This window comes from Acidaminococcus hominis, from assembly GCF_022484025.1.
GTDB classification, from domain to species: domain Bacteria; phylum Bacillota; class Negativicutes; order Acidaminococcales; family Acidaminococcaceae; genus Acidaminococcus; species Acidaminococcus hominis.
Genome location: NZ_JAKVMG010000001.1, coordinates 2,495,716 through 2,517,724, shown reverse-complemented (window position 1 = coordinate 2,517,724; position 22,009 = coordinate 2,495,716). Strand labels below are relative to the sequence as shown.

The window sequence follows — 22,009 nt, the reverse complement described above, 5'->3', positions numbered from 1 at the left end:
CCCTTTATGCCAAATCAGTGTCCATACTCCCTACTTCCATAGGGGAGCCGGGCCAATTGAAGTATTTATAGATTTTCTGGGGTTCCGGGGTATCTCCGGCAATGGAGAACAACGGTTCCGGAGCCGGAGCAGCCGGCTGGCTGTTTTGGGGCATAACCACCATCTTCACGTTGCCTTCGCCCATGGCAATCTTGCCGCCGGCGCCTTTGATGGTCAGGGTATCCCCGCTGACCGTATCATCCTTTTGGGTAGCCGTAGCATGGCCGAACAATTGGATGGTGCCGTCATCTGCCTTGGTGTTGTACACGGCACGGTCCGCCCGGGCAGTCAGTTCCCGGGGAGGACTGATCAGCCGCACATTGCCTTCTGCGTTGGCAATGCCGGTCTGCATATTGTAGCGCATAGTAGACGAATCCAGGCTGGACCCGTCATCCAGGGTCAGCTGGGCCCAGGGTCCCACGGTTTCCGCAAATTGGGCATCGGAATCGTAGTTCACCTGGTTGGCCCGCAGGGTCTTGTCTTCTTTTTTCAGTACGGCGTTGCCAATGGCGGACAGGTAATGGCCCTGGCGCTCAATGATCAGCGTGGAGCTGGTCAGATGAGCATCCTTCTGGTCGGCAACCACCGAACCCGTCAGTTTGCCTTCGCCGGTTTTCGTATTGTAGTCTGCTTCCTGGGCGGTAGCGGTGCCGTCGTCATTGCGCAGCTTCACATTGCCGCTGGCTATGGCCTGGCCGGTACGGAAATCGTACTGGACCTGGTCGCCGGCTACGGACGAAGCGGCAAAACAGGCGGTGCTTACGGACAGAAGGCCTGCCAGTACGCCCAAAAGAGCCGTTTTCTTTATTTTCAGCATCAGAATTCCCCCTTCTGTACGTTGGCATTCTTTTCCAGGGTGGCATGGTTCATGGGCACATCGAAGGTGGCCTTTTCCCCGGTGGCAACGGTATCACCCTTGGTCAAACGGGCGTTTCCTTCGGCCACCACGGTCTGGTCCTGGTTCACCCAGGTAATCTTGTCTGCGGTTACAGTGCCGCCGTCGGAGGTGGACCCTTTGGGGTTCTTGGTCAGGACAACGTTTTTCGTATCCAGCCGGACTTCCCCTTCGTCAGCGGTGACGGTCATGGTCTTGCCGTCCTTATCGTAGAACGTGCCTTTGATGCCCTTCATGCTGTCCACCTGGGTGGTCTTGTTGTAGCTCATGGATTCCACCGTCAGCTCCCAGACCTTCTTGCCATCCTTGTTTTCGGTAATGGTGGAGCCGTTGACCTCCTGGAGGGTTTCCGGCGGAGCCGCTTGCTGTTTGCCGGTGGTGGGCTTGCTGCTCAGCAGCCAGGCAATAACGCCGCCCATAAGCAGTACTGCTCCTAGGATGATGAGTATGGTACGTTTGTGTTCGCGCATGGCGGCTTCCTTTCCTAACCCTGCCAGGGAGTATTCCAGCGGTGCTGGAACCAGATCCAGTTGTCCGGATACTGCCGGATGATTTTTTCTACTTCCTGGGTCATCTGTAAGGTAATCCGGTAATCATCCTTTTCCCGATTGCCGGTGTCTTCGTAATAAATGGGGTCTTTCACAATTACCTGGTGGCCATAGCCGCTGGGTTTGCGCACGATGAAAATCGGCACCACCGGAGCCTTGAACTTCCGGGCAAAATATGCCGGGCCTTCCGGAGTAGAGGCCATCTTCCCAAAGAAGGGAACGAAAATCCCGTTGTAGCCCCCGTCCTGGTCGGCAATGAGCCCCAGCATCCGGCCCTTTTTCATAGCCCGGGCACAGCCCAGAATCTCGTTGGTTCCCCGGGCAAAAATCTCCTGGCCCACGCCCCGGCGCAGTTCATTCATAAAATCGCTGTACACCGGATTGGGCTGGGGTTTTTCCACGGCGCTTAAAGGAAAGCCGTTCAGGGCCAGGGCAGCGCCCAACCATTCCCAATTGTCCATATGGCAGGCCAGCATCACCACCCCGTGCTTTTTGGCCAGGGCTTCCCACAGAACTCCGGGCCGGTCAAAGGAGACCAGGCCCCGGATATTTTCCTTGTTCAGGGCCGGCATGTAGAGAATCTCCATGGCGGTCATGCCCAGGTTCAAAAACAGGCGGTGGATAATAGCATGGGCGTCCCGGGACGAAACTCCCATCCGTTCCTGAATGGTGGCTTCCGCCCTGAGGCGCTGTTTTTTGGCGATATACCAATATAGTTTACCACAATTCCTTCCCAGCCGCACTACGAATTTGTAGGGCAGAACGGAAAGGAACTGACTCATTCCTTTTAATACAGCATAAAGCATTACTGTTTATCTCCCTGTCCTTTGACTTCATAGCTGTCTACAATCTGCTTCCACAGGCCCTTGGCCTTGAGGATCCGTTCAATCACTTCCCGGACGGCTCCGTGGCCCCCGGGCTGGGTGGTTACGTACTTGGCCCGCTCCCGGACTTCCAGGGCGGCATTTGCAGGGGCAAAAGTAACGGCGGCCCGGCTAAAGGCCGGAAGGTCGTTCAGATCATCCCCCATAAAGGCGGTTTCCTCCATATTCACGTTCAGTTCCCGGGCGGCCTGTTCCAGCACCTGCCCTTTGTAAACCACGTTTTCATAGACGGAACCGATGCCCAGTTCCATGGCCCGGTGCAGGACAATTTCGCTGTGACGGCCGGTAATCAGCGCTACGTAAATGCCGTGGCGCAGGGCCAGGCTGATGCCCAGTCCGTCCCGGGCGTCAAAGTGCTTGCTCAGTTCCCCCTTCTGGCCAATGATAATGCTGCCATCGGTGAGAACCCCGTCCACATCCAGGGCCAAAAGACGAATCTTGGCCAATTCCTCTTCTGTAATCATTTATACCACTCCTTGATGTACCAAGTCGGTAATATGCACCAGACCTACTACCCGGTGCTCCTCATCCACCACCGGCAGCACCGTAATGGGCCGGGGTTTGTTGGCTTCCATAATGTGCAGGGCTTCTGCCGCCAGCTTGTTGGGGGCAATGGTGGTGGGATGGGCGGTCATCATCTCGGCTACGGGCCGGTTCAGGAAATCCAGACTCCGGGCCAGACCCCGGCGGATATCTCCATCGGTCACAAGGCCCAGCAGGTGATGCTGGTCGTCCACTACGGAAACGGCGCCTACGCCCTTGTCGGTAATCACAAACAGGGCATCTTTGACGCTCATGTCCGCAGGCACCATGGGATTTTCCTGTTCCTTATGCATAATGTCGGCCACCGTCAGCAGCAGCTTCCGGCCCAGACTGCCACCGGGATGGAAGATGGCAAACTGGTTGGGGGTAAAATGCCGGGCGCTCAAAAGTTCCATGGCCAGGGCATCCCCAAAAGCCAGGGCTGCCGTGGTGCTGCTGGTGGGAGCCAGACCCAGGGGGCAGGCTTCCTTCTGCACGCCTACATTCAGCACAATATCGGAGTTCTTGGCCAGGGTGGAATCAGGATTGCCCACCATGGAGATGATGTGCGCCCCAATCCGCCGCAGGGACGGAAGGATATTCAGCACTTCCCCGGTTTCCCCGCTGTTGGACAGGGCCAGGATCACATCGTTTTGGGTGACCATGCCCAGGTCCCCGTGGATGCCTTCCGCCGGGTGCAGATAGAAGGCGGGGGTGCCGGTGCTAGCCAGGGTGGCCGCAATCTTGCGGCCGATAATGCCGGATTTGCCCATGCCGGTCACAATAATCCGGCCCTTGCAGTGAAGAATCATTTCCAGGGCAGCCTGAAAATGTTCATCCACCCGGGGCAGCAGCTCCAGAATGGAAGCGGCTTCGATTTTCAACGTTTCTTTGGCTTTCTCCAGCATTTTGCTCACTCCCTGCGTCCAATCTGGTCAATGGTTTTGGCGTCCTGAAGGACCTGTTCCAGGTCATCCAGGGCAATCATGTTGGGTCCGTCGGACAGAGCTTCTGCCGGGTTGTCGTGGACTTCCAGGAACAGGCCGTCCACGCCGACGGCAGCCGCTGCCCGGGCCATATGGGGAGCAAACTTGCTCTGGCCGCCGGAAGAAGTGCCCTTGCCGCCAGGAATCTGCACGCTGTGGGTCACGTCCATAATTACCGGAAAGCCCATTTCCCGCATGATGGGCAGGGACCGCATATCCGTTACTAGGGTGTTGTAGCCGAAGCTGACGCCCCGTTCCGTAAGCATTAACTGCTTGCAGCCGCTGCCCGTAATCTTATTGACCACGTTCTGCATATCCCAGGGAGCCAGGAACTGGCCCTTTTTCACGTTGACTACCCGGCCGCTGTGAGCGGCTTCTACCAAAAGGTCCGTCTGCCGGCACAGGAAGGCCGGAATCTGAATGATGTCCAGCACTTCGGCGGCTTTTTCCACCTGCCAGGTTTCGTGGACGTCACTGATGACCGGTACGTTCAGGTCTTTCTTGATTTGGGCCAGGATTTTCAGGCCCTCCTCAAGGCCGGGTCCCCGGAAGGAATTCAGGCTGGACCGGTTGGCTTTATCGTAGGAAGCCTTGAATACATAGGGCAGGCCCAGTTTTTCGCAAATGGCCTTGGCCCGTTTGCCGATGGCCAGGCTCCGTTCGTAGCCTTCCAGCACGCAGGGGCCGGCCATAATCAGCAGGGGCTGACCCTGGCCCACTTTATAGGATCCAATCGTTACGCTTTCCATGGATGGGTTACTCCTTTCCTTCTTCCGCCTTGGCGGCTTCTTCCGCAGCCTTGGCCTTTTCGGCTTCCAGCTGGGTGAAAATTTCGTTGGCCTTGTGCAGGTCTTCCGGCGTATCAATGCCCACCCCTTGGAAATCAGAGGTCAGCACCTTAATCTTTACGTCATTTTCCAGGGCCCGCAGCTGTTCCAGTCCTTCCACCCGTTCCAGGGGGGTGGGCAAAAGAGCAGCAAATTTCAGCAGGAAATCCCGGCGGTAGGCGTAAATGCCTACGTGCTTGTACACCTTGACTTCCGGCAGGTCATGCCGGGGATAAGGAATCAGGCTCCGGGAGAAATACAGGGCATAGCCGTTCTCGTCGGTAACGACTTTGACGGCGTTGGGGTTCTGGAAATCCTCGGGCTGCATTTCTGTCTTGATGGTAGCCATTTCCAGGCCGTCGTTGTCGGCAAAAGCCTGGGCCAGATCATCGATGACCTGGGGCGGAATCATGGGTTCGTCCCCCTGGACATTGACAATCACGTCCACGTCTTCGTAGCTCAGGGCTACTTCGGCCAGCCGGTCAGTACCGCTGGGATGGTCCTGGGAGGTCATAACGGCCGTGCCGCCAAATTGTTCTACTGCATCAGCAATGCGCTGGTCGTCGGTAGCTACCACCACCTGATCCGGAATCCGGGCCAGGGCAGCCTGCTCATACACTCTTTGAATCACGGTCTTGCCAGCCATCATAGCCAGAGGCTTGCCGGGAAGACGGGTGGAACCGAAACGAGCTGGGATTACACATAAAACTTTCATTTTACTTGTTTCTCCTTTTTGATGGCGGCTTTGATGGTATCTACAAAAGCTTCCTCACCGCTGGTAATTTGAATTTCCATATCCAAGATGTACAGAGGTACATCCCGATGGAGGTAGATAAACTCCGTAGGAATTTTAACGGCATCTTTGCCGGTGGTAATGAGTGCCTTGACGCCCCGGCTGATGGCCTTGTCCATGATGTACTGCATTTCCACCATGCCGTAGTCGTGATGGTCGGGGTAACGGATGGCTTCTACAATGTTCAGGCCTTCGCCGGTCATGGTCTGCTCAAAGGAGGACGGGTTGCCGATGGCGGAAAACACCATTACGTGCTGTCCCCGGAGGGCTTCGAGAGGCAGGGCCTTACTCATGTCGTTTTTGTACCAATCTGCGATTTCAATATAGCCGCAGGGTTTGTGAATGCTTTCCACAATGGGCGCCTTGGGGGCGTATTTGTGCAGGGTATCGCACAGGGTTGCCCGGGAAATAGGGGAACTCTGGTCGCATTTGGTGAGCAGGAACAGGCCGGCCCGGCTGAGATTGGCCAGGGGTTCCCGCAGGGTTCCCCTAGGCAGGATGCTGCCGTTGCCAAACATATTCAGGGTATCCACCAGCACCACGTCCAGATCCCGGTACAGCTGCCAATGCTGGTAGCCGTCATCCAAGATGATGACCTCGGCCCGGAACTTCTCCACGGCAAACTGGCCGGTAATGGAACGTTCCTTGCCGATGACCACGGGAATGCCGGGCAGCTGCTTGGCCATCAGGAAGGCTTCGTCGCCGGCTTCGTAGGCGGTCATGTAAATCTTCTTGCCGTCCGAAACCACGCCAATCTTTTCTTCCCAATGGGAACGGTAGCCCCGGTTCAAAATCACCACCCGGTAGCCCATCTGCTGAATCATCAGGGCCACTTTCTGGGCGGTAGGGGTCTTGCCGGTGCCGCCTACGGTAATGTTGCCGATGGAAATCACGCAGCAGTCCAAATGGGTCTTGGGCAGGGCACCCAGGCTATAGAGCCCCAGCTTCAGCCGTACCCCGGCTTCGTATAGAACGGACAGGACCCGGAGGAAGGCCAGCACGCACCAGTCCAGGATACCGCTGTCCTCGCCATGGGACAGCTGGATCAGGTACTGGGTTACGGCGTCGCCGGGACGCATCCGGGGACTGATTTCATCGTTGATGTTGCGGGTATTGATTTTATAATGGTTGTTCACCATGCTCTCGGTAGCAGTCAGGCTCAGCAGCTCCTTCAGGTAGCCAATGGTACGCACGGCAGCGCCGCGGTTTTCCCGGATAACCTGGAGGGAGGCCTCCCCCATCTTCTTGCGCAGGGCATCGTCCTTAAAGATTTTCAGGAACATTTGGGTCATTTCTTCCCCGTTGTTAATCTGGACGCAGGCTCCTACCTTGCTGAGCAGGGCAAAGGAATCCTTGAAGTTGGACATGCTGGGCCCTACAATGATGGGTTTGGCATGGGCTGCCGGTTCCAAAACGTTGTGGCCCCCATGCTGGATCAGGCTGCCGCCTACAAATACGGCATCTCCTACGGCGTAGATCCGGCCCAGTTCCCCAATGGTGTCAATGAGCACCACATCGTAGGCCGGGCGGCTGCCGGCCGGCAATTCCTTCAGTTTGGAACGGAGCCCCAGCTTCAAGCCGTACTTTTGGGCCAGCTGGGCAATCTCATGGATACGGCCGGGTTTCCGGGGCGCCACAATCAGCCGGGCGTGGGGGAATTCCTTTTGGATATCCTGAAAACTCTTAAAGAGGGTTTCTTCTTCGGTCGGATGGGTGCTGCCGGCTACAATCACAGGGTAATCGCTGCCCAGTCCCAGTTCTTCCTTATACTGGGCCAGATCCTCAGGAGTCACCTCCGCATAGGTCTGGTCGAACTTGGTGTTGCCGGTGACAAAAATCCGGCGTTTTTCAGCCCCCAGGTGCTCGATGTACTCGGCATCAATGGAAGACTGCATACAGAAACGGGTAACGCTGCCCATCATGTCGGCCAAAATGCCAAACAGGTACCGGTAGCTTTTGACGGACTTGTCGGAAATCCGGCCGTTGACCATCATCACAGGAATCCGGCGGAGCTTCACGGCCCGCAGGAAGTTGGGCCACAGTTCCGTTTCCACCGGCATGAAAATCCGGGGCATAATGCGTTTTACAAAGGATTCGGACACAAAGGGCAGATCCAGGGGGAAGTAGATGATGGCATCGGCTTCCGGAATAATCTGGTGGGCCATGTTGTAGCCCCCGGTGGTCACGGCGGACACCAGGATTTTGGCGTCGGGCATGGCCTTGCGAATTTCTTTCACCAGCGGGCTGGTAGCTACGATTTCGCCCACGGAAGCCCCGTGGATCCAGATACAGTTTTTATGGGCTACGGCGGCAATCTCGTCATCCCGAATCAGGCCGATGCTTTGCCGGAAGCGGCGGGGAAAGCCTTTTTCCCGGAAATACCGCCAGGTAAAGTACGGCAGGATTACGATGATAAATAATACTGTCGCCAAGAAATTATACAAATAATACATCCTCTGACCTCGTTTTCGTTAGTCTTCCGCGTCCTCGTCCGTTTCATGGGATTGCTGGGCTGCGCCTTTTTTCACTACCTTTTTTTCTTTGAATTGAATATCGTGGAGGTGGGCATACAGGCCATGGAGAGCCATCAGCTGGCTGTGGGTGCCTTCTTCCACAATGACGCCCTTATCCAGTACCAGAATCTTGCTGGCGTTTTGGATGGTGGACAGCCGGTGGGCAATGACGAAGGAAGTTCTGCCTACCATCAGCCGGTCCAGGGCCTCCTGTACCACCCGTTCGCTTTCCGTATCCAGGGCGGAGGTGGCTTCGTCCAAAATCAAAATCCGGGGGTTCTTCAAGATGGCCCGGGCGATGGAAATGCGCTGGCGCTGACCGCCGGAAATGTTCACGCCCCGGTCGCCCAGATGGGTTTCGTAACCCTGAGGCAGCTGGACGATGAATTCATCTGCATTGGCTGCCTTGGCAGCGGCAATGACTTCTTCCCGGGTGGCATCCAGCCGTCCGTAGAGGATGTTGTTGTAGACGGTGTCATTGAACAGGTTGGTTTCCTGGGGCACAATACCTACCTGCTCCCGGAGGGAAGCAACGGTAACGTCCCGGATATCGTGGCCGTCAATGCTGATGCTGCCGCCGGTCACATCGTAGAACCGGGGCACCAGGTTGGCGATGGTGGATTTGCCGGCACCGGAGGGGCCTACCAGGGCCACTGCCTGACCGGGTTCCACATTAAAGTTCAAATGTTTCAGGATGGGTTCGCCGGGATTGTATTCAAAGGATACATCCTTAAATTCCACATAGCCCTTTACCGGAGGCAGGGCAATGGCATCGGGTTTTTCCGGAATTTTTTCTTCCAGGTCCAAGACGCCGAAAACCCGTTCCGCAGCAGCCAGGGCCCGCTGGATATTGCCCAGTACCCGGGCAATCCGCTTGATGGGGTTGGAAATGTTGATGGCGTACACCAGGAAGGCAATCAGGGAACCAGCGGAAATCTCGTCGTTGATTACGCTGCGCCCGCCAAACCAGATGATGGCCGTTACGCCCAGGGCGGCAATGAATTCGATGACAGGGGACAGGGTACCCATGAGCTTGGCGCTTTTCATGTTGGCGTAGAAGTTTACCCGGTTCTGCCGGTCAAACCGCTCAATTTCGTAGGGCTCCCGGACGAAGGATTTGACCACCCGGGTTGAGGACAGGGTTTCCTGGAGCACGCTGGTGATATCCGCCGTGGCCTGCTGAATCCGGCGGCCGGACTGACGGATTTTCTTGCCGAAGAAGTCCATAAAGAACAGTACCACCGGGAAGGTGCAGAAGGTAAAGACCGTCAGCTTCCAGTCCAGGTATACCATGGCACAGATGGAGCCGATGAGCACGCTGGTTTCGGTGATGATTTCGATGCTGTTGTCCACCATGGCTGCCTGAAGGGCCTGCACGTCGTTGGTGACGTAGCTCATGATGGTGCCCAGTTTGTTCCGGTCATAGAAGCGGGTATCCAGTTCCATGAGCTTGCGGAACACCTTGCTGCGCACGTCGATGACGATGCTTTCGCCTACGTAGTTCATCAGGTAGCTCTGGCCGTAATAGAATATCCCTCTGGCAAAGAAAATGACGATGATGCCCACGGCAATCAGGTTCAATAGGCCGCTGTTCTTGTCAGAGAAGACCTTATCGATAACGTCCCGGACAATCCAGGGCACGTACAGGTTGGCCGCTGCCGTCATAATGGTACAGAAGCCCGCGGCAATCAGCCGGGGAATATAGGGTCTGATAAATTGGATAATACGAAAGTACAGGTTCATGAGTTCTCCTTAGCTGTCTGTAATATCAAGGCGGCGGTGCGCGCTACGGCACCTGGCCGGCCCAGCTTGGAAACGGCTTGGGCCAGCTCCCCGCGTACGGTCTTTCCTTCCACTGGGTCAAGAAACGCCAGTACGGAGGAAGCCATGTTTTCCGGTGTCAGTTTTTCTTGGATCAGTTCCGGCAGGATTTCCTTGCCTGCCAGGATGTTGGGCAGGCCGATGTATTTCACATAAACCAGGTGCCGGGCAATGGCTATGCTCAGGGCACTGGCCCGGTAGCAGATGACGCTGGGCAGGCCGCACAGGGCACATTCCAGGGTCACGGTACCGCTGGTGGCAAGAGCGGCGTCCGAGGCTTTCATCACGTCGTAGCCATCTCCCTCCACCAGCCGGACAGGCACGGGGGAAGTCCTGAGGATGCTCTCCAGCAGCTCCGTATCAATAGAAGGGGCTTTCTGGAGGATGAAGTCCACCTCCGGCCTGGCCTTTTGGATCAGTGACAGCGCCTTCAGCATCACTGGAAGCACCCCGGTAATTTCCTTTACCCGGGAGCCCGGCAGCAGCAGCACCACCGGGTGCCCTTCCCGCTTGCCGATTTTCCGGTTCCGTTCTTCCGGGGTCAGCACCGGCTTTACAATATCCACCAGGGGATTTCCTACGAACTCCACCGGGGCTCCGGCTGCCTTATACACGTCATAGGCAAAAGGATAGATGCAGGCCACCCGGGTGGCTAGCCCAGCCACCATTTTGGCCCGGCTGCGGCGCCAGGCCCAGGCCGACGGGGGGATGTAGGAAAATACGGGAATGCCCAGGCTTTTGGCCACCTTGGCCACCCGCATATTGAAGTCCGGGTAATCCACCGTTACAAACACGTCCGGCTTCCGTTCTTCCATGGCTTTTTTGAAGGCATTTTTCAGTGCAAAAAGCCGGGGCAGCTGCTTCACTACTTCTACAAACCCCATCACACTGTAATCCTTATAGTCAAACAGCACTTCGCCGCCGGCTTCCCGCAGCGCAGCCCCGCCCATGCCAAATACCTGGGCCGTGGGGTCCTGGGCCAGGATGGCCCGGGTCAGTGCCGCCGCGTGAAGATCTCCGGAGGCTTCTCCGGCTGATATGAAGATTCGCGTCACCCTGTTTTCTCCTCTCTCGTTTCGAACATAAGTGTACATTATATTTTAGCACATCCGGGCGACCCATTCCAAATATTTCCATAAAATATCAAAATTGGGCCAAATGGTCGGATTTCCTGCGTTTTTTTCATAGGTACAACAAGGGCGCCTGGGGAGTTCGTGCCCTTGGGAGCAAAATCCATTGCCAGGGTAACCGTCCCCTTCTTTTCCGACAGCCGAAAAATTTTCGCTGCGTTAATTCTGAAGAATTTTTCCCCTCCCAGAATAATTGTTTTCTTTCCCCAAATCGTCTTAAGGCACGTTTGCTGTCAAGACATCATCACTTTTAATAATGCTGAATCCCGCTTATTTCGGGAAAAATCGGGATATATTCATCACTATTGTACTTTAGCTTATATATAGTTTTTTTATCTTCACATAATTCTTCATTTCTCGCACATTTTATCCTTCGTAAAGTCAATTTTTTCTGTGAACAAATCAATAGTTATTATTGTTTTTACAACTTTCCAGGTGTAAGATGATGTTATCAATACAATATCATTATGGGAGGTCGATGCACATGATTACCAAGGCATACGAACGGGAAATGGAAACTTTAGGCGCTTTTGAAGTCAGCAGCAAAATGCTGAAATTGGCACAGGGCAACGAAAAGCATAAGACGTTTTTGAACGCAGGCCGGGGCAACCCCAACTGGATCAATGCCTTGGGACGCCTCGCCTTTGGCAAATGGGTGGAATTTGGCGTAGTGGAATCGGAACGGACCATCCACAACGGGAATCTGGCCGGCTATATTGAAGGGGACGGCATTATCACCCGGTTCCAGGAATTTTTCCGGGAAGACGATGACGTCAACAACTTCATCAAGGCTTCCGTGGATTATATGGCGGATACCCTGAAACTGGACCGGCAGGAAGTAATCCTGGAATTTGCCAACGGGGCTGTGGGCAACAACTACCCGGTGCCCAGCCGCTGCCTGGTAAATACGGAAAAGGTACTGAACGCCTATTTGGAAAAAGCCCTGTACCCGGGCACGGGCCTTGCCCAGCACACCAAGGTATTCCCGGTGGAAGGCGGCACGGCAGCCATTGTCTATATCTTCGATTCCTTAAAGCATAACGGACTCTTAAAGGAAGGGGACAAGATTGCCATCAACATGCCCATCTTCACCCCCTATATCCAGATTCCCCGGCTGACCAATTTTGAGCTGGCGGAAATCAATGTGACCTCCACGGAAGACAATCTGTGGGAAATCCCCGATGAGGAAATGAACAAGCTGCTGGATCCGTCCATCAAGGCCTTCTTCCTGGTGAACCCTTCCAACCCGGGCTCCCACGCCTTGGGCAAGGAATCCCTGGAACGGTTCAAGACCATTACGGACCAGCGGAAGGATTTGATTGTCATCACCGACGACGTGTACGGCACCTTCGTCAAGGACTTTACCTCCGTCTACGGGGTGGCTCCCTACAATACCCTCCTGGTATACTCCTTCTCCAAACTGTTTGGCTGCACCGGCTGGCGGCTGGGGCTCATTGCTGCCCATGACGTAAACGTGTACGATGACCTGTTGGCCAAACTGCCGGAGGACACCAAGAAAACCCTGGATTCCGACTACTCCATTGTCACCCTGGAGCCCCGGAAAATGGCCATGCTGGACCGGATCAACGCAGACAGCCGTTCCATCGGCCTGTACCACACCAGCGGGCTCAGCACGCCCCAGCAGATCCAAATGGGGCTGTTCGCCCTGACCCACCTGCTGGCCAAGGACCCGGACCCGTACTTTACGGAAGCGGACAAGCTGGTGGCAAACCGCTACCATACCCTGTACAAGACCCTGGGCGTGCCGGAAGATGACACTCCCACCAACGCCAAGTACTACACCATTTTGGATATTTACCGGATTGCCGAACTGAAATACGACAAGCCCTTCCGGGAATATCTGGAAAAGAACTACGAACAGATCGACTTCCTGATGCGGCTGTCCGAAGAAGAAGGGGTAGTCCTCATGGAAGGCTTGGGCTTTGATGCGCCCTCCGGCACCCTGCGGGTATCCCAGGCCAACCTGCCTGATGAAGCCTACGCCAAGATTGGCCGCCGGATTCTGGACCTGCTGGAGGAATACCACAAGGAATATCTCAAGCAGAAATAAGTTCTGCCTGGAAAGGAAGCGGTTACTATGACATTGACTTTCTGGTCCCAGGAGGCCCTGGAGTTTACCCGGCACGCAGCTGCGGTACTCCCGGGAGATGTGGGACATTACCTGCTAGGCAACGCCGCCATTGTGATTTTCCTCTGCCTGGCCATCGGCTATTGGGTGGGGAAAATCAAAATCGGCTCCTTTAACGTGGGCGCCACGGTAGGCACCCTGCTGGCCGGCCTGTTAATCAGCCTGGCCCTGGCCTCCTACGGCCGGTTTGAGATTTCCGGCCTGGTGAAGACCATCTTCTTCAGCCTGTTCATTTTCTCCATCGGCTACGAGGTGGGGCCTTCCTTCTTCAACAGCCTGAAAAGTTCCGGGGTGAAGATTATCATCTTCTCCGTATTCTTTGCGGTGGTGGCCTTTGCCACAGCCTATATTGTCTGCTCTATGCTGCACATTGAGGCTGGGGAAGCTGCCGGCATCATCGCCGGAGCCCTGACCCAGTCGGCGGTCCTGGGCACTGCGGATTCTTCCCTGAAGGAAGTGCTGTCCGGCACCCAGCTGGCCCAGGCCCAAAGCAACATGGCCGTGGCCTACGCCCTGACCTACGTGTTTGGCACCGCCGGAGTCATCATCTTCATCCGGAATATTGTGCCGGCCCTGTGCGGGGTCAACCTGAAAGAAGCCACCAAACAGAAAATTGAAGCCATCCATTATAAGGAAGCCAGCGCCGGCGACCAGACCGTCAGCCTGATCAAGGCCCGGGCTTTTGTGGTGGACGACAAGACCAACTTTGTGGGCAAGACCGTGGCAGACCTGGAAGCCCATCATAACAACACCCTGACCGTGGAAAAGCTCATCCGCGGCGGCCAGGAAGTTCCCCCCAAAGGGGACACGGTGCTGCAAAGCGGCGACCGGGTGACCTTTATGGGTTCCCTGGCCTCCATGGTGGACGTGGAGAAATCCGGGGCCCAGGAAATCCTGGACGCCCAAAGCCTGTCCCTGCCCCTGGTTAAAAAGACCATTTTCCTTACCCAGGGCTTCTCCCAGGAGGTACTGAAGAACCTGACGGTACTGGGCATCTACACCGTTTCCGCCACCCGGAACGGTTCTCCCCTGCCGGAGGGCACTCCCTTTGCGGTAGGCGACCAGCTGGTGCTGGCGGGCCCGCCCAAGATGGTGGCCCAGGTCCAGAAGCAGCTGGGCTACGCCAAGGATACCGGGGACGATACAGATGTCAGCTTCCTGTCCCTGGGTATTGTGGTGGGGCTTTTGATTGGGGCCATTTCCATTAATATTGCCAGGGTTCCCATTACCCTGGGTTCCGGCGGCGGTGCCCTGTTTGCCGGCCTGTTCTTTGGCTGGTACCAGAGCAAGCACCAGAATAAGGGGCTGCTGCCGGCAGCTACCCGGTGGTTCCTGAAGAGCGTGGGCCTGAACCTTTTCATCGCCATTGTGGGCCTGTCCGCCGGGGCGGACTTCCTGTCAGCCCTGAAATCCATGGGCGTGTCCGTGCTGCTTGTAGGCGCGGTAATTTCCCTTGTGCCCCATTTTATCAGCGTGTTCTTCGGCAAATACGTGCTTCATATGGACCCCGTAGATATCTGCGGCTCCTTAACCGGGGCTGGTACCATTACGGCCGGCTTAAACGGCCTGGTGGAAGAAACCAACTCCAGTGTCTTTGCGTTAAGCTACACACCGGCCTATGCCGCTGGGAACATTCTCCTGACGGTGATGGGACCCCTGATTGTGGCTCTTCTGAAATAAGCCTTAGGCGAACTCCCTAAAAAGGACGCCTGCCCTCCTGCCCCAGCCAGCTTTGGCCAAGGTAAGAGGACGGGCGTCCTTTTGTTTCTGCGATTTATCCTTTTTTCACGGTCAATTGGAGCAGATCCGGCCGGGAATAGTGACCGCAGGGGTCAAATTCCATCCGGCTGGCAGGTACCTGCTGCATATCCAAATCGGCGTACAAAATGCCTTCCTTGTCCCACAGGACTTCCGTTACCGGGTGGCCGTAGGGGTCAATGATGCAGCTGCCGCCCCGGCACACCAGGTCCGGCAGAGCCGCAATTTCCGCTTCCCCGCTGACCGTTTGGGGGTAATCCTTCCGGCCAAAGACCATGTCCGCATTGATAAAGTAGCAACGGCCTTCAAGGGCAATGTGCCGGATGGTATCCTGCCATTCCGGGTTGTCGTTGGTATTGGGGGAAATGTACAGGCTGATGCCCTGCTGGTACAGGGCCACCCGGGCCAAGGGCATGTAGCTTTCCCAGCAGATCAAATTCCCCATGGGGCCCCAGGGAGTTTCCATAACGGGGAAGTAATCCTGGTTTCCGTCCCCCCACACCACCCGCTCGCTGCCGGTGGGTTTGATTTTCCGGTGGTTCAGGGCCTGGCCATCCGGAGCAATCATCAAATTGGAATTGTACAGGGTACCGGTTACGGCGTCCTTTTCCGAATAGCCTAGGCTCAGGTACACCCCATATTTTTTCGCCCGGTCGATAATTTCCTGCATTTCCGGTCCGTCAGACAGCAGGGAATTGTCGTAGTAGGTTTTCCAGTCTTCCCGGCCCTTTTCGCTGCGGCTGCCTACCCGGAAGCCAAAGGTCAGCCCAAAGGGATAGCCCGGGATAAAAAGTTCCGGAAAGACAATGAGCTTGGCCCCCTTGGCGGCACAGGTATCAATGAGCTGAAGGGCCTTTTTGAGGCCTGCGGTTTTGTCAAACATCACCGGGGTGGCCTGAATCAAAGCAATTTTACAGATGGTTTCAAGTTCCTTCACAGCATACCCTCCCATGGTATATTAGATTAGGGCTATTGTACCACAGAATATCCTAGAAAGACAGTCGAATTTCTGTTCCAAATTAAGCAAAAAAGAGCCATGGCCGCAGCCATGACCCTTCTGTTTTATGCAATGCTTTATTTGGCTACCACGGTAATGTTGTGGTCGTCTGCCAGTTTCAGGGCTTTTTCCCGTTCTACCAAAAGGGTCCGGCCTGCTTCCATGACAATCCCGGCACAGCCGGATTCAATCATGGATTCAATGGTCCGCACGCCCACCCCCGGCATATCGAACCGGTTATCCTGGGCCGGCTTGGCGGTTTTGGCCACAATGGCCTTTTTGCCCAGCTTGCCGCCCCGGAGGATGCAGGCATCGGTGCCTTCAATGGCTTCCACGGCCAAAATGGCTTTGTTCTTTACCACTACGGTTTGGCCAATGTCCAGGCCGCCGATTTTCTTAGCCATGTCAAAGCCGTATTCCATGTCCGCCCATTCTTCCTGGGTGGGTTTGCGTTTACTGAGCACACCGGCCTTGGGCATCAGGTCCTGGAGAAACAGGGTCTGGTCCATAACGTGGATGTTCAGGTCTTCCAGCTTCTTTACCAGGGCATTCATGATGGTATCGTCGTGGCGGTCCGGCAGGGACATCAGCAGTTTCACCGCCTGCCAGTCGGGCACCAGGACGCCCCCGGAGTAGAGGATTTCCTTGGTGACCTTGCCGATCATGGTGACCTGGGCCACCTTTTCCTGCTGGAGGGTCTTAAAGATTTTCCCTACCTTGCCGATGTTGATGGCGTAGAACGCATCTGCTTCTTTGGGCAGGTCTTCATGGGTGCCGGGCACCAGGGCAATCACCACGGTCCGGTACCCTTCCTTTTTGGCGCCCCGGACCACATCCACCGGCAGGTGGCCTACACCGGCCAGTACGCCTAAGATTTTATCCATGCCTTTTTACTCCCGCAGACCCCGGGAAGAAGAACGGCAAATGCCTCTTTCTACCGTGCGCAGGAAGCGCATGAAATGTTCCACTTCTTCGTAGCTGTTCAGTTCCTGTTCCATGGTTTCAATGGCTTCCGGCAGGGACAGGCCTCTCTTGTAGAGAATCTTATAGGCTTTTTTCAGTTCTTTCCGGACTTCCAGGGAAATCCCAGCCCGGGAAATACCTACGCTGTTGAGCCCTGCTACGTAAGCGGGGTTGCCGGCTACAATCACAAAGGGAGGCACGTCCTGGGAAATCCGGCTCATACCGCCGCACATGGCGTTGCGGCCGATTTTGGTGAACTGGTGCACGGCAGTGAGCCCGCCGATAACTGCCCGGTCTTCCACGATTACGTGGCCGGCCAGAGTTGCTACGTTGCTCATGATCACGTTGTTGCCCACAATGCAGTTATGGGCCACATGGGTATAGGCCATCATCAGTACGTTGTTGCCGATGCGGGTTTCGTTGCCTTCGCCTACAGCCCGATGGACGGTGGCGCATTCGCGGATGGTTACATGGTCACCAATGATGGTGGTGGTGTCTTCACCCTTGTACTTCAGGTCCTGGGGCACTTCACCGACACTAGCGCCCTGGAAGAATTCGCAATTCTTGCCAACGATCGTCCGTCCGGTAACAACCACATGGGGATGAATCACCGTACCTTCGCCAATCTTGACATGTTCCCCAATTACAGAGTACGGGCCGATTTTGACATTGGGGCCAATCTCAGCACCCGGTGCAATGATGGCGGTCTCATGTATCATTGTAGAATCTGCTGTCATTTTTTCACTCCACCTTTATTGTTTATTCTCGGCCAGGGCAAAGAAGAAGTCCCCTTCGCACGCCGGCTCGCCGTCCACCGTTCCTTCGCAGTGGGCGATACCCATATTTCCTTTGATTTTCGTAATGATGGCCGTGGTTACCAGCTGGTCCCCGGGTTTAATGGGACGGCGGAAACGCACTTTATCAATTTTGCCAAAGACGGCAATCTTGCCCCGGTTTTCTTCAGGATACAGCAGGGTTACGCCGCCTACCTGGGCCATGGCTTCGATGAGCAGCACCCCGGGCATAATGGGTTTGCCAGGGAAGTGCCCGATAAATTGGGGTTCATTCATGGTGATGTTTTTGATGCCAACGGCTCTCTTCATGGGTTCCAGCTCAATGATCCGGTCGACCAGCAGCATGGGATACCGATGAGGCAGAATTTTTTGGATTTCCTGAATATCTAATGTAATCATGTCCTTGCTCCTTACCGCGTTCTCGCTTGTATTCATACCGGAAGCCTCGGGGGCTTCGTGGTGGTATTCATGGTGATGCTCATGGACGCGTCTGTATTCATCAATCTGCCGGGAAATATGGTCATTCAAGGCATGACCGGATTTCATGCAGATGATATGGGCATGAATGGGGCCCAGCAAATACAGGTCACCGATGACATCCAGAATCTTGTGGCGGATCAGTTCATCCGGAAAACGGGGTACGGACAGGATCTTGTCCTTGCCGAATACCACCACGTTGTCCAGGTTGCCGCCCAGGCCCAGGCCCATTTTTTGCAGCTGGGCAATTTCGTCCTCAAAAGCCACTGTACGGGCTGAGGCAATTTCTTTAAGCAGGTTGTCCCCTTTGTCTTCCACGTCAAACACCTGGGTCCCCAGCAGGGGATGGGGATTGATGGAAGTAAAGGTAACCCGGTAACCTTCGTAGGGCAGGATCACAATGGAACGGTCCCCATCGTAGTAGGAAAAGGACCGGTTCACATGGTACACCTGACGTTCTGCAGCCTGCTCCGCCAGGCCCACGGACTGAATCTGATCGATAAAGGACTGGGCAGAGCCGTCGCCTACAGGGGGCTCGGCAGAAGACATTTCCACGTAGCAGTTGTCCACCTTCAAAATGGCAAAAGCAGCCATCACGTGTTCAATGGTGGTTACGCTGGCGCCATTCTCACTGAGGGTAGTGGCCCGGGTGGTTGCCGTAATATTAGAAGCCACAGCATGGACTTGGGGCCGTCCTTCCATATCCGTCCGAATAAAGACAATGCCCGTATCCGCCGGTGCCGGCAAGAGGGTCATCACCACCATTTTTCCAGAGTGGAGCCCAATGCCGTCGCAGGATACCGCCTGCTTCAGGGTATGTTGTTTTTCCACGGTCATCCATCACACGCCTTTCATATATTTTTCGTACCGCTTCCGGCCATCCTTCCAGCGGTCATGAACCCAGAACCACATGGCTGGGTCCAGTTTGATTTCCCGCTCGGCGATGACCATCAATTCTTTCATTATACCACTAACATCTGCATCCCGGTCAGCGGTCTTGGGAGTATGCAGCGCCGGATATATCCGCGCTGTCAGCGTCCCGTCCGGGTTGTTATGCATAAACAGGGGCACAATGGGCGCCCCAAAGATTCGGGACAGGTGGGCAGCGCCGTCGGGAACCCGGGAAGGTTTCCCAAAAAACAGCAGATGCTCCCCGGTGTGGGCCGAATCCTGGTCGTACAAAATACCCACCAGGTGTTTCTCCTTCAGGTAGCGGCCAATGGCCAGCATACTGTTGCCCCCATGGTTATAGGTCACGTGCTGTCCCACCATGCGCCGGTAGTCGTTGATGAACCGGTCCATGGCCCCGTTGTTCTGCTTGCGGGTAATGGACAGGATGGGATAACCCAAAAGGGCCATGGAAGCCCCCAGCATTTCCCAGTTTCCATAGTGGGCCGTAGCCATGCAGATGCCCTTGTTTTCCGCATAGGCCTTTTCCAGATTTTCCAGGCCTTCAAAATGGACAATATTCCGGAAGTTGTCCTTGGTCAGCAGCGGGTACCGCAGCACCTCAATCAGCATCCGGCCAAAGCGGGTAACGCTTTCCTTGGCGATGGCTTCCGCCTCTGCGTCCCCCACCCCCAGGCAGTCCTTGATATTTTCCTTTGCCATATAGCGGCGCCATTTGGGCACCACATACCAGCCCAGGTGCCCCAAAAGCCAGGCCAGCGCCCGGTTCAGGCAGTGGGGCTGGTGACAGACCAGCCAGCTGATAAACTGCATGAGTTTATAGGCAGCCATCCAGGTCCCTCCTCATTCAAACGATAATTAGAACGTCAGGTTGACGCCCCCGTACAGGTGATGGGTGCGCACGCCCACTTCCGCCTGCAAGAACCGGGTTACGGGCACGGCGGCACCGTAGTTGAAGTGGCTGCCGTCGTATTCTCCCATCAGGGTCACGTTGTAGCCCAAAAGGTGCACGTCTTTTTCCAGGGCTGCGAAACCATGTTTATACTGGTCCGTGCCGATGCCGGCGTGAATCTTAAAGTCCGCAGGCAGGGCCTTGCTGGCAGCAATATAGCCCCGGCGGTCCTTCTGGTCGCTGATATCCTGGACGCCAATGGCGATAGCGGGGGTTACCGGAGTTTCCCGGAGAACCTGCCACTTGGCGCTGACGGTGTTGTATGTATCCCCGTGCTTGGGGTTTACGTGGCTGCCAGCCACTTCCAAGCCTAAAGGCAGGGCTACGTTGCCCCGGACGGTCTTGGCATCCTTGGTCCAATCCAAACCGGCGGATACATGGCCGGGCAGCCGAACATACCCGCTGGGGGCGTTGATGATCCCGGAAGTACCATCCGTCAGGGTTTTGGCCTGGGCACTAGCGGGCAAAAGCGCCAGCCCCAGACAAAGGGTCAGCCAAAATTGTTTTTTCATGATGCTTGCCTCCTATCACAGTTTCCGTTATTTCTTTTCCAGTTCCTTCACGGTCTTTTCCAGCCGGCGGACCTTTTTCATCAGGTCGCCCAGCTTCCGGACCTGGGCCTGTTCCCGCAGCCATTCCACGTGGGGCTGGGCCGGGAAGCCTGCCCAAATCACGTTGTCAGGCACATCGGAAATAATCCCGGTGCGGCCGGCAAAGGTGCAGTTGCTGCCAATCTTCAAATGGCCGGCGGTAGCGGCCTGCCCCCCGAAGGTGGTGTTGTTGCCTACGGTGACGCTGCCGGAAATCCCCACATGGGCTACCAGGATACAGTTTTCACCGATAATATCGTTGTGGCCCACATGGACCAGGTTGTCGATTTTGGTTCCCTTGCCAATGACCGTGCTGTCCACGGTAGCCCGGTCAATACAGGTGTTGCAGCCGATTTCCACGTCGTCTCCTACCACTACGTTGCCGGTTTGGAGGACCTTGGTGTGCTTGCCGTCAGCGGTAATGTAGCCGAAGCCGTCCCCGCCGATAACAGCACCTGCCTGAAGGATTACCCGATTCCCCAGCACGCAGTTTTCCCGGACGGTAACGTTGGAATACAGGGTGCAGTCACTGCCGATTTTCACGTGCCGCCCTACGTATACATGGGGGTAGATGACCGTGTTGTCGCCGATTTCCGCATCCTCAGCCACGTAGGCAAAGGGCAGTACGGCCACATTCTTGCCCACCCGGGCAGAAGGATGGATGAAGGCGTATTGGCTGATGCCGCCCTTCACTTCTTCAGGGGGCCGGAACAGGGCCAGCAGCCGGGCAAAGCAGGCCCGGGGATTCTCCACGGCGATAATGGCCTGAGAACCTTCAAATTGGGCTCCTGCGGGGATCATAATGGCCCCTGCATGGGATTTGCCTGCTACTTCCAAATACGGCGGAACAGCGAAAGAAATCTGGTTGGCCTGGGCTTCTTCCAGCCCATTGACTCCCTGAATCACCAGCTGCGGGTCTCCCTGCAGAATTTTCCCCTCCAGTGCGTCAGCCAATTCCTGTAAAGTTTTTTCCATATCAATTTCCTTTCGTTTTGTGATGGTACGGGAAAAAGGGCGAACCCAGGTCCGCCCTTACAAAAGCATTATTTCATGGCTTTGATGATGTCGTCGGTAACGTCCACCCCGCCCTGAGGCACGGCTTCCTTAACCAGAATGGCGCTCAGGTTCTTTTCTTTGGCAACCGTTGCAGCAGCGGCGTCAAAGCTGCTCTTAACCTTGTTCTGGGCATCTGCCTGAAGAGCCTGCATCTTGGCGCTCTTGTCTTGAACAATCTTCTGGACTTCTTCCTGGCTCTTGCCGGCGGTTTCCTGGTTCAGCTCATCTTCCATGGCTTTGCCTTTGGACTGGAGATCAGCCGTTGCATCCTTGAATACCTGGCTTTCCTGCTGGACCTTGTTCATATCCACCACGCCAAATTGGGCGTTCCGGCCGCAGCCGAAAGAAAAGAGTGCCATAACGAGCATACACAGAACAAAGATTTTTTTCATATTTTTCCATCCCT

20 protein-coding genes are annotated in these 22,009 nt (G+C 55.6%); 2 read left to right on the top strand and 18 right to left on the bottom strand.

The features are described 5' to 3' along the window. Window positions 1–4: 4 nt before the first annotated feature. From LKE88_RS11385 to lpxB, 10 genes are read right to left on the bottom strand one after another with little or no spacing between them, the layout of a single operon-like run. Window positions 5–856, bottom strand: coding sequence for an LptA/OstA family protein (locus LKE88_RS11385; protein WP_231086064.1), 852 nt, complete (start codon window positions 854–856; stop codon window positions 5–7). After that, window positions 856–1,404, bottom strand: a complete 549-nt coding sequence (lptC, locus tag LKE88_RS11380; RefSeq protein WP_105326981.1) for an LPS export ABC transporter periplasmic protein LptC — start codon at window positions 1,402–1,404, stop codon at window positions 856–858. Before lptC ends, LKE88_RS11385 begins: the two co-directional genes overlap by 1 nt. Before the next feature lie 14 nt (window positions 1,405–1,418). Further along, entirely contained in the window at window positions 1,419–2,288 is an 870-nt protein-coding gene (locus tag LKE88_RS11375; protein WP_118286892.1) for a lysophospholipid acyltransferase family protein, read from the bottom strand. Continuing rightward, entirely contained in the window at window positions 2,288–2,830 is a 543-nt protein-coding gene (locus LKE88_RS11370; protein WP_118286891.1) for a KdsC family phosphatase, read from the bottom strand. The genes LKE88_RS11375 and LKE88_RS11370 overlap by 1 nt, the downstream gene beginning before the upstream one ends. Then, on the bottom strand, window positions 2,831–3,796 hold the full coding sequence (locus LKE88_RS11365; protein WP_105326978.1) for a KpsF/GutQ family sugar-phosphate isomerase: 966 nt from the start codon (window positions 3,794–3,796) through the stop codon (window positions 2,831–2,833). It abuts the gene before it with no gap. 5 nt (window positions 3,797–3,801) lie between these two features. After that, window positions 3,802–4,623: a 3-deoxy-8-phosphooctulonate synthase gene (gene kdsA / locus LKE88_RS11360; RefSeq protein WP_118286890.1), complete on the bottom strand. Its 822-nt coding sequence runs from the start codon at window positions 4,621–4,623 to the stop codon at window positions 3,802–3,804. Window positions 4,624–4,630: 7 nt separating this feature from the next. Further along, complete coding sequence (gene kdsB / locus LKE88_RS11355) at window positions 4,631–5,416, bottom strand: 3-deoxy-manno-octulosonate cytidylyltransferase (RefSeq protein ID WP_118286889.1); 786 nt, start codon at window positions 5,414–5,416, stop codon at window positions 4,631–4,633. Continuing rightward, window positions 5,413–7,947, bottom strand: coding sequence for a tetraacyldisaccharide 4'-kinase (lpxK, locus tag LKE88_RS11350; RefSeq protein WP_423767612.1), 2,535 nt, complete (start codon window positions 7,945–7,947; stop codon window positions 5,413–5,415). Before lpxK ends, kdsB begins: the two co-directional genes overlap by 4 nt. Before the next feature lie 18 nt (window positions 7,948–7,965). Next, window positions 7,966–9,750: an ABC transporter ATP-binding protein gene (locus tag LKE88_RS11345; protein ID WP_105326974.1), complete on the bottom strand. Its 1,785-nt coding sequence runs from the start codon at window positions 9,748–9,750 to the stop codon at window positions 7,966–7,968. After that, the gene (lpxB, locus tag LKE88_RS11340) at window positions 9,747–10,883 is read right to left on the bottom strand and encodes a lipid-A-disaccharide synthase (RefSeq protein WP_231086067.1); all 1,137 of its coding nucleotides are present in this window, start codon (window positions 10,881–10,883) and stop codon (window positions 9,747–9,749) included. The genes LKE88_RS11345 and lpxB overlap by 4 nt, the downstream gene beginning before the upstream one ends. 559 nt (window positions 10,884–11,442) lie before the next feature. Here lpxB and LKE88_RS11335 point away from each other — a divergent pair. Next, complete coding sequence (locus LKE88_RS11335; RefSeq protein ID WP_118286886.1) at window positions 11,443–13,029, top strand: bifunctional aspartate transaminase/aspartate 4-decarboxylase; 1,587 nt, start codon at window positions 11,443–11,445, stop codon at window positions 13,027–13,029. A 27-nt stretch (window positions 13,030–13,056) separates the two neighbouring features. Then, window positions 13,057–14,787 carry an aspartate-alanine antiporter gene (gene aspT / locus LKE88_RS11330; protein WP_105326971.1) on the top strand — a complete coding sequence of 577 codons (1,731 nt, stop codon included), beginning with the start codon at window positions 13,057–13,059 and terminating at the stop codon, window positions 14,785–14,787. Between the two features lie 94 nt (window positions 14,788–14,881). Here aspT and LKE88_RS11325 read toward each other — a convergent pair whose 3' ends face one another. From LKE88_RS11325 to LKE88_RS11290, 8 genes are all read right to left on the bottom strand, one after another. Further along, on the bottom strand, window positions 14,882–15,802 hold the full coding sequence (locus LKE88_RS11325; RefSeq protein WP_105326970.1) for a carbon-nitrogen hydrolase family protein: 921 nt from the start codon (window positions 15,800–15,802) through the stop codon (window positions 14,882–14,884). A gap of 137 nt (window positions 15,803–15,939) precedes the next feature. Then, window positions 15,940–16,746: an LpxI family protein gene (locus LKE88_RS11320; RefSeq protein WP_105326969.1), complete on the bottom strand. Its 807-nt coding sequence runs from the start codon at window positions 16,744–16,746 to the stop codon at window positions 15,940–15,942. Window positions 16,747–16,752: 6 nt separating this feature from the next. After that, window positions 16,753–17,562: an acyl-ACP--UDP-N-acetylglucosamine O-acyltransferase gene (gene lpxA, locus LKE88_RS11315; protein ID WP_105326968.1), complete on the bottom strand. Its 810-nt coding sequence runs from the start codon at window positions 17,560–17,562 to the stop codon at window positions 16,753–16,755. A gap of 15 nt (window positions 17,563–17,577) precedes the next feature. After that, window positions 17,578–18,933, bottom strand: a complete 1,356-nt coding sequence (gene lpxC, locus LKE88_RS11310; protein WP_158572326.1) for a UDP-3-O-acyl-N-acetylglucosamine deacetylase — start codon at window positions 18,931–18,933, stop codon at window positions 17,578–17,580. A gap of 3 nt (window positions 18,934–18,936) precedes the next feature. Then, entirely contained in the window at window positions 18,937–19,836 is a 900-nt protein-coding gene (locus LKE88_RS11305; protein ID WP_118286884.1) for a lysophospholipid acyltransferase family protein, read from the bottom strand. 27 nt (window positions 19,837–19,863) lie between these two features. Next, window positions 19,864–20,469, bottom strand: coding sequence for a YjbH domain-containing protein (locus LKE88_RS11300; protein WP_105326966.1), 606 nt, complete (start codon window positions 20,467–20,469; stop codon window positions 19,864–19,866). 27 nt (window positions 20,470–20,496) lie between these two features. After that, window positions 20,497–21,522, bottom strand: a complete 1,026-nt coding sequence (gene lpxD, locus LKE88_RS11295) for a UDP-3-O-(3-hydroxymyristoyl)glucosamine N-acyltransferase (RefSeq protein ID WP_105326965.1) — start codon at window positions 21,520–21,522, stop codon at window positions 20,497–20,499. Between the two features lie 68 nt (window positions 21,523–21,590). Next, window positions 21,591–21,995, bottom strand: coding sequence for an OmpH/Skp family outer membrane protein (locus LKE88_RS11290; protein ID WP_105326964.1), 405 nt, complete (start codon window positions 21,993–21,995; stop codon window positions 21,591–21,593). Window positions 21,996–22,009 lie beyond the last annotated feature (14 nt).